Genomic DNA, 20771 nt, shown 5'->3' with positions numbered 1-20771 from the left:
CCCGATTTGTTATTTGATCGAACCTACCATGACACCCTTTTCGAAATACTTCTGGAAGAATGGATACATGACAATCAAAGGCAAACTTGATATGACAATGGCAGAGTACTTAATCATTTCAGACAATTTCTTAAGCTCCGCTTGTGCCATCGCATCGGCAATCATGCCGGGCTGAACCTGATTCTGTATCAAAATGGAGCGCAGTACTAGTTGAAGCGGAAACAGCTTCGGATCATCCAGATAAATCATGGCGTCGAAATAAGAATTCCACTGTCCGACAAAAGCGTATAAAGCTAGAACAAAAATAATAGGCTTGGAAAGCGGCAGGACGATTTTAAAGAAAATACTGAGCTCGGAAGCTCCGTCTATACTCGCCGCCTGGAACAGTTCTTTCGGAAGTCCCTGGAAATAAGTCTTTGCCAGAATAATATTGAATACGCTGATCGAGCCGGGCAGAATAATGGCCCAGACCGTATTCAACATGCCTAAATCCTTAATCACCAGATAGGTAGGAATCAGACCGCCACCGAAAAACATCGTTATCAGGAAAAAGATCATAATGGACCGTTTCCCTACCAACTCTTCAACCGCAAGCGGATAAGCCGCGAAGACGGAAAATAATACGGTTGCGAACGCAAAGGCTGCTGAATAAAAAATAGCATTAAAAAAACCGCGGATCATGGCACTGTTGCTTAGGATTTTGGCATATCCCGTGAGTGTCCAGTCTGATGATGTAATGGCAAACCCTTTGGTAATCAGGGTATTTGGAGTTAAAAAGGACGAAAGCACCACATAAACCAGCGGTAACAGAATAGCGAGAACAAACAAACCAAGTAGAATATAATTGATGATGAGCAGAATCCGGTCCTTCCCGGTGTAATGAATATCCATAAATACCTCCTTCTTTAATACAGCCCTTCTCCTTCGTTCAGCTTCTTGACGACGGTATTTACGAAAATCAACAGGAATACATTAATTACGGAATTGAACAACCCGATTGCCGTAGAATAAGCATAATCGCCGGATTGCAACCCCACCTTGTATACGTAAGTCGCGATGATTTCCGAGGTAGGTGTGTTCAGAGCCGTCTGCATTAGGTAAGCCTTTTCATAGCCGATCGACATAATACCTCCTGCAGCGAGAATGAACAGGACGGCCATGACGGGTTTAAGAGCTGGCAGATCAATGTGGAAGATTCTCTTCATCAATGAAGCACCATCAATTGTTGCAGCGTCATGCAACTGCGGGTCCACATTGGCTAAGGTGGCCACATAAATGATAGAGGACCAGCCCGCTGTTTGCCATATACCAGACAAAATATATACCGTTCGGAAATAGGCAGGATCAGTCATAAAAGCAATCGGCTTGCCGGTGAAGGTTGTTACCAAAGCGTTCACTATTCCAGCTGGCGATAGAAAAACAAACAGCATACCGGCAACAACAACAACCGAGATGAAGTTAGGTGCGTATACAATAAGCTGAATATTCTTCTTGAACTTCGCTCCTCTGACCAGATTTAGCATTAAGGCCAGAATGATGGGTACTGGGAAGCCGAGAATAAGACCGTAAGCGCTTAATTTAAGCGTATTCATTAATATGTCATAAAAATTTGGTGATGAAAGAAACCGCTGAAAATGTTCAAATCCAACCCATTCGCTGCCGAGGATGCCTTTTCTTGGGCTGAAATTTTTAAACGCAATGATCGAGCCGTACATGGGAACATACTTGAAAATGACGGTAAGAATTATGGACGGAAGCAGAAACAAATACAATATATAATTTCGAAGCATATAGCTTAACCAATGGTTTCTTTTTTTTGTTTCTGAAGCCTTTAATCCCCTTTTTTGAACGATCGAATTTGCCAATATTTTCCCTCCTACTGTTCACGGCTTGTTATACGACACAAAATATAAGCCATGTTATGTCATCTCTCTGACATAATTAACCAAGATGTTTTTCAAATACTTGCTTGTAATATCCACACCTCCAACAGAACGAGAATTTTACACATTCCCAAAATGAATGGGCTTACAATTTACATTTGAACATATTTCACTCTTACAATTTATCAGATGTACATTTAATTAGTCAATATAATTCGGGTGAAAAATTCATTCAAAAAGCGTATTTCAAGATAATTATAATGTTTTTAGCAAAAATACATCAAAAATACACAATATAAATAAACAAACGTAAACCATTATTGTTCATTTGAATAAATACATTGTTAAAAACATGAAAATACTATATATTTAGAAATATGAAGAATCTTAATTCGGAGAATAAGGTGAACAATATGACGAGAAAGTCAAAGGTTACGATACAAGATATCGCTGATGCCTTGGGAATTTCCAGAAACACTGCATCCAAGGCGCTTAATGGAGTGGAGAGTATTCCCACCGTTACTAGGGACAAGGTGGTCAAAAAAGCAATGGAGCTTAAATACAAACAATTTTCTTATATGGAAACAGCTTCTGAAAAACAAGGCAATATCGCACTTTTGACCTGTAATCTTCCTAATAGCTCACACTTTGGATCTTTGTTGATCAGCGGACTGGAGAAGGAAATCAGCAAACAGGGCTATACTTTATCCATTTATTTTGTCCGTGAGAATGATATCAATTCGATGACCCTACCCGGCAATTTTGAACCTTCGAATGTGGCTGGCATTTTCTGCATCGAAATGTTCAGCAAGGAATACAGCAAGCTGATCACAGATCTTTGCATCCCAACCATTTTTATTGATTGCGCTGCGGATATGATGTATCCAGAATTGAAGGCGGATCTGGTATTAATGGAAAATGAACACAGCACATACTGTGTTACCCGGAAATTAATCGATCATGGCTATGAAAGCTTCGGTTTTGTAGGCGATTACAATCACTGCAAAAGCTTCAATGAACGCTGGACCGGATTTAATAGGGCCTTAGCAGAAGCAAAAATCGCCGTAGATCCTGCCCATAGCATTGTAGCGCCTGACCGCAACTTCTTTATAGAGGAGAACTGGATGGAACAGCAGTTGGATGCTCTGAGGGAGTGTCCCTCCGTCTTTATTTGCGCCAATGATTTCATTGCCATCAACGTGATCAAATCTTTAAAAAACAAAGGGATTAAAGTCCCAGAAGATGTTGCTGTCTGCGGGTTCGATGATGCTTCGGAATCCCGGGTTGTCGAGCCTCATCTTACAACCGTGCATATTTACAGTAGTCAGATGGGTATTATTTCAGCCGAAATGTTATTGTCCAGAATCAAAGACAATACCATGCCATACCGAGTGACTCATGTTGCAACGGATATCGTATACCGGGACTCGACCCCTGTTCTAAACTAAATCTACCAAGAGGTGAATCAAAGTGAAAAATGACAGAACGGTTCTTTGTGTGGGCGAGTTGCTCATTGATTTTTTCTGCACGGATATTGATGTTAATCTTGCCAAGGGTCAGCATTTCTCCAAGCAGGCTGGCGGTGCTCCGGCAAATGTAAGCGCAGCCGTAGCCAAACTCGGAGGAAAAGCGTCATTCTTGGGGAAAATCGGTGCTGATCCCTTCGGTATCTACCTGAAGCAAACGCTGGAGGAGCAGCATGTGGATACTTCCATGCTTCTTTTTGATCCGGAAACACCGACTACACTGGCCTTTGTTTCCCTTGCCGCTAACGGCGAACGAGATTTCGTATTCAACCGCGGAGCTGACCGTCAGCTGTCTCTGCAGGACATTGATAGAGAATGGACTCGACAGGCTGCCATTCTGCATTTTGGCTCGGCAACGGCCTTGCTCGCCGATCCTTTCCGGGAAGCGTATTTGTCTTTATTGGACGAAGCGAAAGCCAATGGGCAATTTACCTCCTTTGATCCCAATTACCGGGGGGACCTCTGGAAAGATAGGCTGGAGGAGTTTATAACATTGTCCAGAAGAGGAATACACAATGCGGATTTCGTAAAGGTAAGCGAAGAGGAATTAAATATCATTACGGGGCTGACTGACCGCAATGCTTCATTGGATCTTTTGCATGGGTTGGGAGCCAAAACGGTGGCAGTTACCTTGGGGAAAGAAGGTACTCTCATCTCAAGCGGTACCTCCCGTTCGCTAATCAGCAGTATTACTGTTAAATCGATCGATTCTACCGGTGCCGGTGATGCCTTCGTCGGAGCTATGCTGTATCAAATCAGCCAGCTGAGTCAGCCCAAGGCATTTACCTCCGATTGGGAGCAACAGCAGGAATTTATAACACTTGCCAATCAAGTCGGCGCTATCGTGTGCACTAAAGTTGGAGCGATTGCAGCCTTGCCATCGTTGGAAGAAGTTAAGCATTTCATAGAGCAACAGGGTGAAACAAAAATCGAACTGTAAGAACAGCAAAGGTGTCCCGACGATCCTAGGGTCGCTGGCACCTTTTTAGTTATTCCTTGGAAAGTGAAGTGAGGAAACTAAATCATATCAAGGGAGTTTAATCAAAAGGAAACTACTACTATCCTATGTAGTAGCTCCTTGTATTTAAGACAGACCAAAATATTTTCGATTGCCGATAATATTCCATTTTTATTTGACTCAGATGTTTTCATAAAACATTTTAATTCACATTGCTGTGCTTATTGTAGGTAGTGATTTGAAGCTTTAACAACTGTATTTAGTGTTTCACTTCTTGTACATTGTGGATCAAATAAAACAGGAAATAAATCCTCCATGCCTCTCAGGTGATCTCGATCTAAATACTCTGATCGAATTAGTCCATCTTCGGCAAACACAAAGAAAACCTGGTTGTAGGCGAAATTCCTCTTAAAAATGCTGGTTCCATAAAGGTATCGACGATAATGGGCTTCTTTTTACCCATTTGTTATAACTCTAAAATAATGAACTCAACACTTTCATCAAAGACCGAAGAACCATTGACTCTATCGTTCCCACAACCTAAGAAAAACCACTCCCAATCGATAAAGTGACTTAAAATTGCCGGATGGTCCTGAGGGTTAGCTTTGCCCTGATAATCAAAGGTATGGTCATCAGAAGAATAATACTCCCCACTTGGAGGCTTTCGTCTTAGTCATAGTGCTTTTTACCGCCGTAAGGCCCCCGCCACAAATCCAAGCAAATGTGATTTAGATAAAGCCTTAATACTCGATCTGAAATTTTCAAAGTACATCATTCCCCTGTCTAAAAATTGTTTCTTACAAGGGGAAAAGTCTCATTCTGAAAGCACTACAGTAATTTCTCATCATCCATATTCATTAATAATGCCCCCATCGTTAAGTTATGTTTGGTTTATTCGATTCCGTCCCACATTCCACACAAAGTCTATCCATACCTAAAGCTCTTTTCCCTTGGCTCCTACAAATCCATTTCATTTTATCCTATTCGTTCCCTTGGCCTCGTGGTTTATCATCATTTATTATTCACCATTTCTTTTGATTTTTTATATTCTCGTTGCACATAATAATAAATCCGTCCAAATCGGCATGCCAAATCACCACAAGCAACACCTGGTGCTTGCAGCATGGACATCTCAACGGGTCTTGTTCATATGTCTCTATCACTCAGTCTCTATCACTCGCTGGCGATACGAAAAGCGAAAGAAGCTCGACGCTTTCCTGACCAGCAAGAAATTGATTTTCCTAACCTGACAGAAGTAAGCTGAAGCTGCATGAACACAATAACAAATCCGCCTTTTGCCAAAAGCCCCTCTACGCCAAGCGAAGGGGCTTTTCTACAAGATAGAACTAAAAATCAGAGCTTACTTTCCACCTATTTCGTCGCATTTCATCCGTTGGAGGAGTCTCTAACGTAAGCTTTGAACCATCCTCGGATATGGTCAAAGCCCTATTATGATAAACTGAGATAATGACAACCGAACCATCCCTATTTTTGTGGACAATCCACCGCTGATTATTGTAGCCCAAATAAGAATAGAGCTGAATTTTATTGTGCTCCGCGTCCAGATCCAGCGCCTGTCCGGAGGTCGTTCGGATGGAATAGGAACCTGCATCATCTCCGGTCGGCACAAACACCCATTTTTGATCCGAGGCTTCATTTGCATCCTGTACACTAACTGCTTCGCCATTTGCCAGGCGGGCTGTATATATGGATTTTTGGAATGCTACGTTCACGAGGCTTGATACCCTCAACTTGGCCGGTTTCCCTCCTGTCACATTTACATTCTGATAAGAGACAGAGCCGCCAAAGACATGAAGTCCGAAATGACCTTCGGCAAAGGTCCCATCCTTCAGATCCATTATTTTCAGTCCTCCCATATGTACCACGATATGCGGGCCTTCCGCTTGAATCTTTATTTTATAGGTTTGGCCTCGCTGGATGAAGACCGGGACTTTCGCCAGAACCTGTCGTTCCTCGAATCGTCCATCTATTTTGTAGAACAGGCGAATAGACTTCATGTTAGGATCTAGATTCAGGTAGTAGCCGCTGTGCCCATCCTCGCTTGCACGGAACAGAAGTGAACCAGCCCCGCCGGACGTGCCAAGCTTCAGTTCAGCTTCATAAGTAAAATCCCCAGCCTGCTCCTGGGCCATATAATTCGCGTCGCTTGAGTATCTTCCACGAATTCCATCCTTGCTGAGTACCCATGAAGCCATTGACGGATCTGGGGTCCAGCCGCTGAGACTGGTATGAAACTCGCCGCCAGAGACTTTTACAAGAAGGCTGGCGGATGCCTTTCCATTCGGGGTGGATACAGTAATGACGGACTCGCCCTCTTTTTTGGCCATAAGAGTTGCCTGAGAAGCGCCGGCTCCCTTTATGCCTACCACCTTGGCATTACTGGATTTCCACTCCAGCGGGTGAACACCATTGCCAGGCCCATTCTCCACTGCCGCCCGCAGCGTTTCGCTTTGCCCTATCCCTAGTTCACGGTCACCCGTGTCCATTGCAATCCGTAGTGGCGAATCGTTATCCGAATTCCACACTGATCCAAGCTTGTTTACCGACAGAGAAACAATCTTCACATTGCCACCCTGATTATAGAAGCTCATCTCCCTACTGGCCGGATCAGGAAATATGACCTCGGAGAAAACCACCTTGCCTCCATTAGCGAAGACCTCAACAGAGGATTCATCCACCAAAATCCGCATCTGGATCCGCTTGTTCTCGGCTTTCATCCCCGTTTCATGTCTTGTGGTAAACAGATTGGAGAAATCCGTAGCTCCGGAAGCAGAGCGATCCACGAACAATTTACTTTCGCCTGGCTTATAACCCACCACAGTCTTCTGATTCACACCTTCACGTAGATTAAAACCAAACTCTGTTACGTTACTTCCAGCCGGAATCTCCAGTTCGGCTTCAATCTCATATGCTCCAGAAACAAGTCCCTTCAGCAGGTTTGGAGAAGATGGATTGATCATCTTGTCAGTTACAGAGAACAGCCTGCTGCGCAGATGTTCCATCTCCTTGATCGGACCCTGGGCGAGACGGAGTCCGTCTGGGGTCATGACCAGAGCAACCTCTCTCGGAACAGTCAGTCCCCCCTTCCAGCCCGAAGTCGGAAAAGCGAACGGATAATCCCAGTTGGACATCCACGCCAACATCACTCTGCGCCCATCCGTCATGTCCGAGAAAGACATGGATGCATAATACTCCTTGCCAAAATCCGTTCTCAGCACCTTTCCTGCCGGATTGTCATTTACGAATTTCCCCTCTGCAGTCAGACTTCCCACAAAATATTCAGAATCCGATCCTCCTGTTGCCGAATTCGCCCCTGTACTGATCATGAGAACCCACTTCTTCTCTGACGTTTCCTGCACGACCAGTGGAAACAGGTCAGGGCATTCCCACACACCGCCACGAACATAATCTCCATAACCCCAATTGTCGGTCAACGTCCAGTCCAGCAAATTAGCCGATGTAAAGAACCGGATATGATCACCACCGGACACTACCATGACCCAGCGATTATGCTCGTCATCGCGAATCACCTTAGGGTCGCGGAAATCCCATCCCCCCGGTTCTTCCCCGTTCTTGCCGGGGTTCTCAACCACGATCGGACGATTCTTGGCATAATGCCACGTACGCCCCTGATCCTTGCTGTAAGCAAGGCCAATGCGCTGGTTGCCATTAGGACCATCCGGGTTATAGGAAGTATAATAGGCGATCAGACCTTTGCCGCCCGAATCCGTAAATAAGCCTGAAGTATTCGTTACATCCGCCACAGCAGATCCGGACCAGATATGCCCGTAATCATTCCACGGAAGTGCAATCGGCAGACGTTTCCAGCTCAGCATATCCTTGCTGACGGCATGGGCCCATGTGCCTCCATCCTGATGGAAAAGATGGTATTCACCTTCGAAATAGACCAACCCGTTCGGGTCACTGGCGTACCCACGGATCGGTGTATAATGATACTGGGGACGATAGGTTTCAGTATAATAATTATTAGCTTCCGTGACATAAGTATCCCGAAAGTAAGCGCTTCCTTTTTTCACAACAAGACCGGCGTTTCCTGTTGAATACGAATGATCCGTTACATCGATTGCTGGTGGAGTATAACCGTCCACGAAAACTTGAATCCGGTTACCCATTGCCTTTACTTCCATATAATGCTTCGCCCCCGCTAAGCTCGGATAAGGTCGCTCTGAGCCTGCAATTGCAGTTCCATCCGCTTTCGTCAGCGATACGCGGACCTGCTCTCCTTCCTTCACCAGAGTAGCTTCATATCCACGTGTTCCATCGGTAGAGGACCGGAAAGCTAGAGCGGCAGCAGCATCGGAGCGGAAAACGATTGTTCCTTCATATACAAAGTCAGCAGCTTGCCTGCTATAGATTTGCTGAGCCTTGCTCTGGTTCACAGACGTTCCTTTTTGGCCGCTGAGGTCAGGCTGCCACTGTCCTTTTTTCACAAGTACCAAACCCAGATTCCCTTTCAGATCGCTAACGGTTATGTTTTGGAACAAGGCTGACCCATCCCAGACGTGAAGTCCAAGGCGGCCAGATCGGTATGAACTGTCTTGAACATCAATCACAGGCTTATATTGAGTTCCCCAATATACTTTCAGCGAGGCCCCTTCAGCTTTTACCTTGAGATGATAGATCTCCCCTTTTTTGAGCGAAACCGGATGCTCTTCATTTAATTTACCTGCTCCACTGCCCGCATCTTTTAAACGGATAATACCGGACTGCGGTGCAATTTGAAGCATATACGAATTCAATCCGTCTTCATTGGAACGGAAGAGCAAAGAAGCATCCGCTTGCATATCCTTGATCATAACATCGGCTTCATACAGGAAATCATCTGCTATTGTTTCTGAGATGGCCATCACGTCCTCCTGCGGATCAGATGTCAGCAGGAGCCCTTCTGCGGCATCTCCCCACTTGCCATTTCCTTTTACCTGCCATCCTGTCAAATTTGTATTTAGATTTATAACGTTTTCAAAAATAGAAAGACCCTCCTTTTCCGATTTTCCTGTGTTACCTACCGCCCGTGCAGCCCAGCCGGTATCAGGACTAGCGGCGTAAACTCCAGATGAAGTCATAATAATAGCCATCACCATGAGGATGTGCAGCACAGCTTTGAATTTCTTTTTCATCGATTACCCTCCATTTCTACTCTACGGAATAATCATCTTCTACCAAAAAAGTAGAAGGCGGCCAGTTACAGCACAGTAACTGGCCGGGATAGCATATTAAATTTGTTATAAAATATATAGAGCTTGAACTTGTGATTTCTATTTTAGGATCTGAACGAGACTATTGGGAATGTTCAAACTCCGACTCCCCTCTCTCTTTCCCTTTTTGTTAATTTTCAATAATATCCGAGCCCGGTGGAACACTATACTCATCCTTATGCTCCAAAATGGCACTTAAATTGACATAACCGTTCAGGTTCCGGAGCACAACCTACCGGTTCAGCGGGAAAATCAGCAGCAGCTGCATAACGCCGCCCAAAAAATTTTGTGAGTTGACAAAAGTAAAATGACACGGGTTTATGGACCAGCAATATAGAAGGCTTCCATATCTAATGCGATATGGTTCAACGGCAGCTCGTGGTCCTTTTTCTCATCTGGCTTCAATGGCCTTCAAGGCGTCCCTATGTTAACGAATTCATCTTCAGAATGCCGTCTGGTCAGCATTTGTCCACTCTTCGGATATACAAGTATATGTATAATTTCACCTTCCGAATAAACACTAACACCGCCCCCCCGTACCTACGATATATTACAAGCAGTAGGAATCCTTACGCAGCACCCCATTTAAATCTCGCTATAAACTGCTGCATTGACATCGGTTTCCCAGCCAACGGGAACGGCAAGACCCGCCGCAGAATACTCAGTGTTTGTAATTTTCGACCCCGTCTTAGGAGTTGTGTAGCGAATCTGTAATTTGGCTATCCGGCGGAAAAGCTCAATAAAATCACAGCCGGTTATACAGAGCTCATTTTAGTTTACCTCCATCCTTACCCTCAAAATACTTATACTTGTGCATTTAATTGTTCATCAAGTTTACATTTATAATCAATATTTATAAACATTAATTTATATAACCAAAAGTATAGCGCTTTCAAAAATAAAAAGCAATGAAAATCCCACTCACTCTGTTACTTGTTTAAGTTTATATATTTCCTTGATAGCAAACCCTCACGAGAAGGGGCCTAGCTCTCTTTCTTTTCTTAGAAGAACACCGATTTATCCTAATAGTATAGAATCTTTTTTATCTAACTCTTACTACAAAAAAGGCAAAGAGTAGTGTAGTATAAGAGGGGAATGTTTATTAGCAGTATGCAAGATCAAAGAATTGTTTTCAAGCTAAAAACCACATTCACATTTACATTTGAATAAATTTTTGTTTATCATTTAAGATTTTATGAAGCAGGATAAAAAGGAGCTTATTATGGCTGAGAAAGTAACGGTTCAAGACATCGCGGATGCAATGGGGCTGTCTCGAAATACCATATCCAAAGCCCTCAACAACCATCCGCAAATTCCAGAGGGCACAAAAAAGAGAGTAATCCAAAAAGCAGCGGAGATGAAATACAAAAACTACAGTTTTATGAATGGAGGCAATATTGCTCTTCTTACACGAGGGGACATTAACGCCATCAGCTTCTACTCTGAAACGATTAAAGGAATGGAAACCTCCCTGCGCGCTGAAGGCTTTAATCTGATCTTATCTCTTGTCAATCCTGAGGATATCCATTCATGCACACTGCCCTCCAATATTAACCAATCAAATGTGAACGGAATTGTTTGTATTGAGATCTTCCAAGAAGCCTATATTGAAACTATTCTAAACACGGGCATTCCAACGGTATTTATCGATTTTTTGCCAGAGTCGTTGAACTCTCCACACAAATTCGACATCCTCTTGATGGAGAATCACCGCACGACATACAATCTTACTCGTTCTCTCATTGGACGCGGCCATTCGGAGATTGGATTTATCGGAGACCACAATCACTGTCGAAGCTTCTATGAGCGTTGGCTTGGTTACGATCAAGCCCTCCGGATGCATCGCGCTTCATCTGGAGAGACGTTCAGCATCAAGCTTGAGGACAACAATCCTTATCTATCTGTTGAGTGGATGCTTGAACAGTTGAAGCAGCTTCCAAAGCTTCCGACAGCATTTGTTTGTGCCAACGATGATATTGGAATTTCGGTTATTCGTGCGCTAAAGGAGCTGCACATCGATGTTCCTGGACAAATCGAGGTAACAGGTTTTGACGATATTGCTAATGCCAAGATTATCGATCCTCCGCTCACGACCGTACATACTTATCCGTACGGACTCGGTACACGCGTCGTTGAGTCCTTGTTGGCTCGATTGGAGCAGCCGGATCGACGGAATGAGACCATTCATCTTGAGACATGCATCGTTCATAGAGGCTCCACGAAGTCTTCCTAATCAAGTTGTATGTAACAAAGATACAGGGAACCATTTTTATTCAGAGCATATACACTGTTATTTTTAAGCAAGGTAAGATGAATAAGATTTTCAGATACCAAGGTAGTATGAATGAGAGAGATAGCAAAACTAAAAAATTAATCTTTCTCACATTCTTATGTTTTATTTTTTTGCTCCTTATAGTTAATAACCATAGTGTACTTCTATCATTACAATATAGACATAAATAAATAAGAAATTGAATCAGCACTTTGATTTTCAATGATATTCCTCCAAATAAGTTATGTTTTTCGCGTTAATTAAGTTTTGATGTGTAATGAATTTTTCAGATGAGTAAGCGCCCGAACTGTAGAAGGTATTTTGGTAACTAAATTAAAATGAGTTAAGAGAAGCATTTAGCGTAGATCTCATTTTTAAAAAGACGAAAAACCTCTTCACAATTCAGCCCTATCTCCTTTCTAATTATTGCATTTGCGTAAAGTTAGGCTTATAAGTAGCAGTTTATACTTAAATGAATCTGATATAAATAATACGTTTATATTAGATTTTCTTAAAAGATATATTTAAAAATAAATTGTCCTTATGTCGCATAATACAAATAATTTTTTTATTTATAGAAATAGCTATAACTGTATTCAATGAAAAAAGGTAGGTTCGCAATTGAACCTACCTATTCGGAGAAATTACATATTATTTACTTTCTTATCCTACTTAAGACTCCGAGCCCATCATTCTCCTGGCTTCTTTTAGTATTGAACCTGTTGTACTCATTAGCCATCCCAAAGAATCAGTAGTACCACAATACTCAATAACATCAGCGCATTTTAATTGTCAGGAGAAAATAACGTTCTAGACTAAAAAATAAAGTGTTAGACTCAGCAAATAAAGTTGTAGACTGAGGAAATAGAGAGACTGACGATGCTTCATTAAGCTAACGGACAGATAGGTTAACCATGAGATTTCAATAACTAGTATGGTTGTAGCATTGTAAAAAATATTGATCCCTCATAAGGGGGGAGTGATTTATTATTGAGTCTTTATGTTAAAATTACTATATGGATTGTGAATAAATGTACTTGAATTAATGCAGCAGATTAGTAATGGTAGATTATACCATGTGGATTATATGGAGGTTGCTGTAATGTTTGAAAGTATATGTGTTTCTAGTGATTGCGATTTAGGGACAATAGCAGAGAAAGCAATTTTTTATGATAAGGTAAAAATAATCGTCAATGAGAATCTGTTAAATCGTTTGTTTTCACAAGTCCATCCTGCTGAATTTATTCCATTTTTAGAAGAACACAAAGAAAATATTGAATTAGTTTATTTCTGGGTTGTACCAGTTACTAGAACTTTCCACCACGATGATAAAACAGAAATAATGTTTACCTCAATGGATGAAGATGATGTAGACCCATACTTAGATTACTTGTGGGAAAAAGGTGGGTTGAATAGTCCTAATGGGCATTTTACAGACTTACCTTTGGCAAGAAAACTTTACAGATTAATGAGTAGAGATGATATTTATTTTGAAACAACAAAAAAGTATGCAGAAGAAATGGAATCTGAAGAACAAATCATAAATTACTTAGAAAATTCCCTTATAAAGACCAATCCTTTACTTTTAAAGAAACTTCCAAAAGATATTAAGTTAAAATTACACATCATAGAAGATGATGCTCTTTTAAAAAGATATGAATTAGAACATAATATTAGTAAAGAGATAATTGACCCTCTCTCATTTCTAGGAAGTTATTTTTCGACTTTTTCTAGCTTTGAAGTATGGTCAAAGCACTCATCGGATTTCCAATTAAGCCCATCATCTTCTATCTTAATTGCGAACAGATTTGATTCCCTTTATAACAAAATCGTTAGTGGAAGTAATAGTATAGAAACATTTAATAATTTTGTACTGAAAACTGGAAATGTTAGAGGAGTTTTGAATTCCGGGGAAAAGACTTTTTCAGAGTATATATCTATATATGAAAATAGTAGAAAATTCAAGGAGTTTATTGGTGATTTACCCCCAGAAGCTAATTTAATACAGGAATACTTTAATGCTAATAATGCAAATACTTGGGCTGAGAAATTACCATCTAAAACAATCAGGTTGGGCTGTTTACAAGTGCAGGTTTACTTAATACAGTAGGTGGCTCAGGAGCTGGCACTTTATTAGGAATTTCATTGAGTGCGGTAGATACATTTTTAGTAGATAAGCTAATAAAAGGATGGAAACCAAATCACTTTATAGAAAATGATTTAAAAAACTTTATAAATAGTTAAATATGTAATGTTAGACTAACGGGAAACGTTAGTTTAACAACAACAGCGGCAGTCTAAGACCTTATTTATCAGGTCTTGTTCTGCCGCTGTTTCATTTAATGGATTAGTCTAAAACTTATTTCTCAAAAGTTGACGGTTCTTCAATTCGAAAACGTTGTTAAGTCAACGACTCCAGTCTATTACTTTATTTTTACAGTACTAATCCTTTTCTTTTGTCATTTTAAATCATTCCCCTCAAATAGTTTATTTCTTCGCCATCTTCTTATATTCGGACACCATACAATAACTCCACCGATGTATACTAGTGTATAAATATTCATTTCTCATCAATTATGAAATTTTTTTCTCATTAATTATGAATACATTCTCATTAATTATGACACCACACACTCTGTGAGTAATGCTTATAATTGAGACTAACAAAGCATAAAATAGGTTGTTTTTATGGTTACAAATGAGATTAATTATACCGTAACTTGAGACTTTTTGTGTTTTATATAACTATGATTGAGACTTTACGTTTTCTATGACTAGCGGTAGATCATAATAAAAAAAACAGCTTCTACTAAACTCTGAGTAAGCCGATAATACTAAATTCGCCGAATTATATAGACGTAAGGTCAGCTATGAGTGCAAAGAGTTTAGCAATTAGGGCTAACATAGCTCCCTCTTTAAACTTTATACGCACCTAATAAATATCACTCATGGCATTTTAGGTAATACAGGTCTTGCATCCTCCAAATTAAACCAAGTCTCAATATGTTTACAAAACGGCTCAATATCCTGGATTGCTGTCTCGCATATATAGCTGTATCTATCCTTTAAAATCTCTTTTACATTGTAATGCTCGTGAAATTCACCTGTAGACTTTGCCATGTACACTTCCTTGGGTTCAATAATATAATTTTTATTCTTTGTATCTTTACTCATATACATAATCCAACTAAGTCTTCCATCCCAATATACTGGATAACCAGAAAGCAAGAACGGCTTTACCGTCAATGTCACAGAAGAACTGCTTGTAAGACGGATAGTGATAGCTTAATTGTTGGTGCATCTGATTCTTCAAGCCACTGGCATGTTTGGCGATGACATTCCGCCTTGCTACCAGTTGCACAATTTTCCAGTACATGTTTAATGGATCGCATCCGGCAATTCATCAGTCTAGCAAGCAATACTTTGGAATGCAGAACGCATCCTAATCGTCACTCTTTTGCGTGGTGGCATTGCTCATCATTCGCTGTAGGATAGGGCAGAATTGACTTCCTTGACGATTTGCTTCTTCTCGACAAGGTGAACAAAGAAAAATCCTTGAAAGACTACAGCCTTTCAAGGTCAAATTACAAAACAAAATTCAGAGGTTCATGTCCACCCTGTGAAATGTTTACACAAAATATCTTGCAGTTCCTACTATCACTAATATCACTAAATGGGGACTTGACTATACCTCATTTGACAGACATTCATAATTTTAAAAATTAAATCATTGTATTTTATTCTTTATTTTATTGATATAGTCTTTGTATGTTTCTTTCTGTTCATCAAACTTCCAGATATCTGCTAAATCTATTAAGTGCTTCTGTTCAATATTTTCAATGATTCTATCTAATTTACCCTTATACACTGAAAGCATTTCAGAACTAACAGATGATAATTTCTCCATCAATTCCATTGAATCAATATCAGCATAAAAAGGTGTATTCTGTTCATCAATCCTCTCAATAATTTCAAACGTTGCTAAATCCTCGAAAACATCTTGGCTAATACAACGAATCAAATCAAAGTTTGATAACTCATATAGACATTTCCCTGTAATCTGTAAGTTCCATACAGGTAGTAACATATCTCAAAATTGTGTTGCGTTTTCCATAATACTTCCATATTCTTCATTTGTCAGAAACTCTTTTAATGCTTTTTTTTCTATTAATCATATACATTACTCCAATCATTATTTAGGTGGATACACTCCGCCATGAGGGGCAAACATATCTTCAATTTTTTTCATCGAAACGTCTACTTCATTTAACTTAGAAGTATAAAGTTGTCGGAGTTCAGTGTCCAAATTAGGATTTTTAAGAACCCCTTCCCAACTTTTTTTCATATCAACTAAACCACGATATGCGTCAGAAACTTCTTGGGCATGATCATAATAACCTCCACCTGTTTTTGGAACAGGGTTGCCTTCTAAGTCTTTCTGTGCTCCTTTTAAATCCATTTCGATTAAATGTGAGTATGTTCTTTTCTTGTTGATTCAAAGTAGCCCTCTGACTAGTAGTGATTTTGGATTTTGCAGCATCTGATAAATCATTAATACTTGAAATTATTCTAGTCCTACTACCGCCCGAACCATCATTATTCGTCTCCTCAGAAGAATGATCATTATACGATCCTCCTGGTGAAGCACCATCATCTCTGGAATGCTTCTTTCCTTTCCTTCCAACGGCAAATTAAAATGCTGCTTCTACTAACAAATGGGCGTTTTCTTGTTTGGAGCTGTTTTTTTAAGCAGCATTTGGATCAGACGCAATAGTAGCAATATAATGCCCTAAACCTGTTCATGTTTCTACGTAATCATCCACCATTTGAAGAATATATTTAGGAAATTTGGATTTTTTATGTATAAGTCGATTATGGTAATATCTCATCATAATCGACCTGTTCAACGTAACGCAATTGCGTTAATTAAGGGTATAGGTTTTTTAGTTATTTTGTGCGTACATCTCATTTCATAAAAACTTTTTACATGAACAAAGGTTATGTTGATTATGATGAGGTTGTTGATTTCTCAAGATTACATATAGTCTACTACATTTAATATAGTGTCTCTTAATCCAATATAACTCGGTGCATCGTAGGGCAATACTTGTTCATAAATTTCCATAAATGCATTTTTTAATTCTAATTCTTCATGTTGAGTCAAATCATCTTCCATTTTCTCAAGTAATTCAAAAAAACAACCTAACCTTATACGTAAGTCTGATTTAATGTCTTCAACTTCACCAATTTGGTGAATACCATCCGGTAGTAGATGTTTACTAGCCTTATAAATCACAATCCCCATCATCTCGTTATTCTGTAAAATAACTGAAAAGTCTGAGGTCATTTTTATTTCAATGGACGGGTTTGTTCCGCTCCATTTTTCTGAATAGGATAGTAATATATCTTCTTCAACATAGTACTCGGTAAAATCTGATAATTTACAATTGAAATTACTCTTATCACTTATTTTGATGTCCCCATATTCCTCTTCAATTAATTTTACATCCATTTTACTTTTTTTCACTATTATTGGTTCGTTTAACTTTATTACTGCTCCTATAAAACCCAAACCGTCCCGATTAAATAATATAGTATCTGCATCGGACCACAACCATTCAAAACTTCCATAACTTGTATTTCTCAGTTTTTCAATCTCGTTGTAATTTTTCTCCTTACCAATCCATACGATTTGACTAGATAAGTACCATCTTATCTCTGTATTACTTATTATAGACTGCTTTTCATCAATTATTATTTTCATATTTTTCATGGTAATACTTGCGTAGCAGGTGGCATAGTTCCCCCACTAGGAGTTGGAATAGTTCCATTTACAATTGCGTCATGTGTGACGGGCATTCCTGGTTCTGTGGCTTTACCACCAAAAATTGCAGCACCACTTTCTCCTCTTGCTCCATCTGGTCCATAACTGGTAATTGTATTTCCTTTTGAACTGCCTTTGCTTTCAACTATTACCACATTCTCTCCCTTCCTATATATTAAGTTTTGCGAGTTATTTCCTGCTACATAAACCGCGTCAGGATTGGATAATATTTCCAACTCCTTTTCCTTTCCGAGTCTACCATGATAGTTGCTTGCATATTTAATTTTTCCTTCTTTGGCCTTATCACTAATATTTTTTACTGATTTTACAAGTTTTTCAAACCCTTTTGTTATACCACCATTACCCGTCCCCTCAGAAGGAGGATCATCCTTCTTATGCGGTCCTCCTGGTGGAGCACCGTTATCTTTAGAATGGCTCTTCCCTTTCCTTCTAATTGCAAATGCAAATGCAAATGCTGTACCTACTAGCAAATGAGCATTTTCCTCTTTTGAGTTGCTTTTCAATTCTTCATAGGCAGCATCTGGGTCAGATGCTGTCTTTGCAATATCATTCCCTAAACCTGTCCATGTGTTTTTGTAATCATCCCACATTTGAGGGATATTTATATTAGGGAAATTTCGAAACCTTTCTATCATGGCCTCTGCACTCTCATAAGCAGAGTCCTTTACTGCCCCTCCTACTGCTAATAATGATTCATTACTTTCTCGCATTGATTCAATACGTGATTCTTCATCAAATATACTATCCTTATAGATAGCGGTTCCATATTTTTTTCTATACTCTTCAATGGAATTAAAATAGTCCACCATAAATTTCTTCTGCTCAGTTGTAAGATTCAACTCTTCACCCGGTTCAATATACTCTTCCGGCGAGATAAACTCCACTCCAGAATAGGGAATAGGGTGTCTGTTCTCGTTTTGATGTCTTATAAAAACCATAAGATCATTCACACGTTCTGGATCTTTATGGTAGGCATTCAGCGCATCCTCAAACTGTTGATCCACATTTCTTTGATACCAGCGTTCCCGTATATCAGAAGGAATATCGCTATAGGCTTGTACGGAAGCCTGATTGACTCCCTTTACATAGTTGATGAAGTCATGTATGGATTGGACTTCTCCATATCCTCTGGCACTCGTCCATACCTTACCGAGAAAATCCATCGTCGCATGCCGTTCACGAGCCCTCTGTTCCTCAGCGTGCGCATGTAAGGTTTGGGCAGCAACCTTGGCGGTCTTCCCCAACACCACTCCCCAACCATGGGAAGGTACGCTGGCAATCATAGACAAACCGGCTGCCGCATATTTAACTATGGATGACGGTCCGGAGGAAGCCACTTCGGAACGAATTGAAGCTATTTTTTGACTTGCTGCTTTCGGTATGGCACCCAATACAGGAATAGACGCAGCCACATCACATACTTTCTGGGCTAGTCCCAATACGCCATCGAGTAGACTAGCCTTCGGTGAATTCGGAGTGTTTATGGCTGACTTAACGGCTCCCCCATCTTTCGATGTAACGCTTGAATTGGAGCTTCCCCCTGTACTGCTGTTTGCTGCACTTTTCGCCGCCTGCGCCTCCGCATAAGCTTTCACAGACATTAGTGGGGGTTCCCAAATCGGTGCTAAATCAGCAACAAAAACCGGTCTTTTAACCGTGCCTTCCAGCTGTACTTTAGCGGACCGTATATCCGTTTCTCCATCCAACACCAAGCTACTACTGCCTGCTTTGAAATAAATAGCCTCGGCAGCTTGAATATCCAGCTCCCCGTCTGCATGCAAGGAGAGCGTCTTACCTGCCGACAATGACAATTCATGTTCACTGACGACCTGAATACCCGAACCATTCAATTGAATGTGAACCTGTTCCGATTTAGCCGTCACCTTCAATTCACTGGCACTTAGCTTGATGTCCTTGCCATGAGGCGTCCCCCAATACTTGGTGGCTGGATCAGCAAGCTTGGGTGACGAGCTTCGCCCTTGTCGTATGGAACTTGCCGCATATCCGTCCGCCTCCTGCTCTGTAGGGAAACGGACAGATATTCTATCTCCTCGTTCCGGCATGACGTACCAACCGCTATGACCTTCGGCGGTATAACTGCTGGCATATGAAAACCACCATGCCTTATCCCGATCTTGTTTTTCATCCACTGTAAGATGAACACGGATTCGGCCTGATTTGGCTTCTAATACACGTCCATCGAGTGAAGCTCCTGTGAGGTGAGGGCACAAAATCTCTGTTTGATGAATTCCCTGTTCGTGAACCAGTTCATATTCGTGTAACAGCAACCCTTTCCGCAATTCAGAAGTGACTTCTGCCACCATCCATTGCTCACCATTCCAATTCGTGAGGTCTCCGGGCCGGGCAAGCGTTTCACTCTCCATCATATAGCTGAATTCCGCTATCCTTTTCGGATCAAAACTACGTCGAGTACGGTAAACCGGATGCCTCATCTCAACGTACTGCCCCTCAGGCATACCAAACCAGAATTTAGGTCCATTCAATGAAATCTCTGGGATCAACACCGTTCCAAACCGGGAAGCCATCCGTTTGAGAAAGGCCCAATCCGTCTCTCGATATTGTAAAGTAAATTCATGCAAGATAGTACCGTCTGTTACGTTATCGATAACATCGGCCTGATTGTACTTCTGAATGATTTGCTTGATCAAATTTCCGTAGGGCATTAAAGTATCCTGATAAGAACGCGTTACAGGTGTGATATCCAACTGAATCGTATGAGAAACAGCCTCAAGCTCCACATAATAGATGCCACGCACCATCCGTGTTTCTGCATGGACCAGTAAACCATGGAACAAAATGAGTTCAGGCTGACCATTCTCTGTTTTGGTACGGATAATGACCGGTTCGTTATCCTGGTCCTGTTCTATGTATTGATCTCTCTCCTCTTCATCTAACCATCCACTGATCTTTAACCGGGCATGGTCATTTAATTTTCGTTCAATACGCAGTTCGCTTATCGTTTGAAGAGGATATGGACCTGTACATTCCAACTCCGTATACGTTAACATCGTTTGTGTGTGATTCAACTT

General features: G+C 40.8%; 13 protein-coding genes. 4 read left to right on the top strand and 9 right to left on the bottom strand.

The features are described from left to right. Positions 1 to 9: 9 nt before the first annotated feature. Positions 10 to 891: a carbohydrate ABC transporter permease gene (locus ACWA2B_RS08575; protein ID WP_029515923.1), complete on the bottom strand. Its 882-nt coding sequence runs from the start codon at positions 889 to 891 to the stop codon at positions 10 to 12. Between the two features lie 14 nt (positions 892 to 905). Beyond that, complete coding sequence (locus ACWA2B_RS08570; protein WP_230584986.1) at positions 906 to 1790, bottom strand: ABC transporter permease; 885 nt, start codon at positions 1788 to 1790, stop codon at positions 906 to 908. 506 nt (positions 1791 to 2296) lie between these two features. Here ACWA2B_RS08570 and ACWA2B_RS08565 point away from each other — a divergent pair. Next, entirely contained in the window at positions 2297 to 3331 is a 1035-nt protein-coding gene (locus ACWA2B_RS08565; protein WP_449291929.1) for a LacI family DNA-binding transcriptional regulator, read from the top strand. Positions 3332 to 3353: 22 nt separating this feature from the next. Continuing rightward, a complete protein-coding gene (locus tag ACWA2B_RS08560) occupies positions 3354 to 4349 on the top strand; it encodes a carbohydrate kinase family protein (protein ID WP_029515926.1) in 996 nt (331 codons plus the stop codon). A 1364-nt stretch (positions 4350 to 5713) separates the two neighbouring features. On the opposite strand, the gene ACWA2B_RS08555 is transcribed toward ACWA2B_RS08560, so the two are convergent. Next, positions 5714 to 9526 carry a GH32 C-terminal domain-containing protein gene (locus ACWA2B_RS08555; RefSeq protein WP_341071609.1) on the bottom strand — a complete coding sequence of 1271 codons (3813 nt, stop codon included), beginning with the start codon at positions 9524 to 9526 and terminating at the stop codon, positions 5714 to 5716. Positions 9527 to 10826: 1300 nt separating this feature from the next. Here ACWA2B_RS08555 and ACWA2B_RS08550 point away from each other — a divergent pair. Continuing rightward, entirely contained in the window at positions 10827 to 11837 is a 1011-nt protein-coding gene (locus tag ACWA2B_RS08550) for a LacI family DNA-binding transcriptional regulator (RefSeq protein ID WP_029515929.1), read from the top strand. A gap of 1126 nt (positions 11838 to 12963) precedes the next feature. Further along, entirely contained in the window at positions 12964 to 13986 is a 1023-nt protein-coding gene (locus ACWA2B_RS08545) for a hypothetical protein (protein ID WP_449291928.1), read from the top strand. 836 nt (positions 13987 to 14822) lie between these two features. On the opposite strand, the gene ACWA2B_RS08540 is transcribed toward ACWA2B_RS08545, so the two are convergent. The 6 genes from ACWA2B_RS08540 to ACWA2B_RS08515 form a co-directional block, all read right to left on the bottom strand. Continuing rightward, on the bottom strand, positions 14823 to 14996 hold the full coding sequence (locus ACWA2B_RS08540) for a hypothetical protein (protein ID WP_449291927.1): 174 nt from the start codon (positions 14994 to 14996) through the stop codon (positions 14823 to 14825). 67 nt (positions 14997 to 15063) lie between these two features. Then, positions 15064 to 15252 carry a hypothetical protein gene (locus tag ACWA2B_RS08535; protein WP_449291926.1) on the bottom strand — a complete coding sequence of 63 codons (189 nt, stop codon included), beginning with the start codon at positions 15250 to 15252 and terminating at the stop codon, positions 15064 to 15066. Positions 15253 to 15603: 351 nt separating this feature from the next. Next, on the bottom strand, positions 15604 to 15963 hold the full coding sequence (locus ACWA2B_RS08530; protein ID WP_449291925.1) for a contact-dependent growth inhibition system immunity protein: 360 nt from the start codon (positions 15961 to 15963) through the stop codon (positions 15604 to 15606). A gap of 105 nt (positions 15964 to 16068) precedes the next feature. Further along, on the bottom strand, positions 16069 to 16335 hold the full coding sequence (locus ACWA2B_RS08525; RefSeq protein ID WP_449291924.1) for a hypothetical protein: 267 nt from the start codon (positions 16333 to 16335) through the stop codon (positions 16069 to 16071). A gap of 576 nt (positions 16336 to 16911) precedes the next feature. Next, a complete protein-coding gene (locus tag ACWA2B_RS08520; RefSeq protein WP_449291923.1) occupies positions 16912 to 17649 on the bottom strand; it encodes a hypothetical protein in 738 nt (245 codons plus the stop codon). Further along, positions 17646 to 20768, bottom strand: coding sequence for a hypothetical protein (locus ACWA2B_RS08515; protein WP_449291922.1), 3123 nt, complete (start codon positions 20766 to 20768; stop codon positions 17646 to 17648). Before ACWA2B_RS08515 ends, ACWA2B_RS08520 begins: the two co-directional genes overlap by 4 nt. Positions 20769 to 20771: the final 3 nt, after the last annotated feature.

It is taken from the genome of Paenibacillus sp. CMM36, from assembly GCF_053570945.1.
This window is presented reverse-complemented; position numbering and strand designations above follow the sequence as displayed.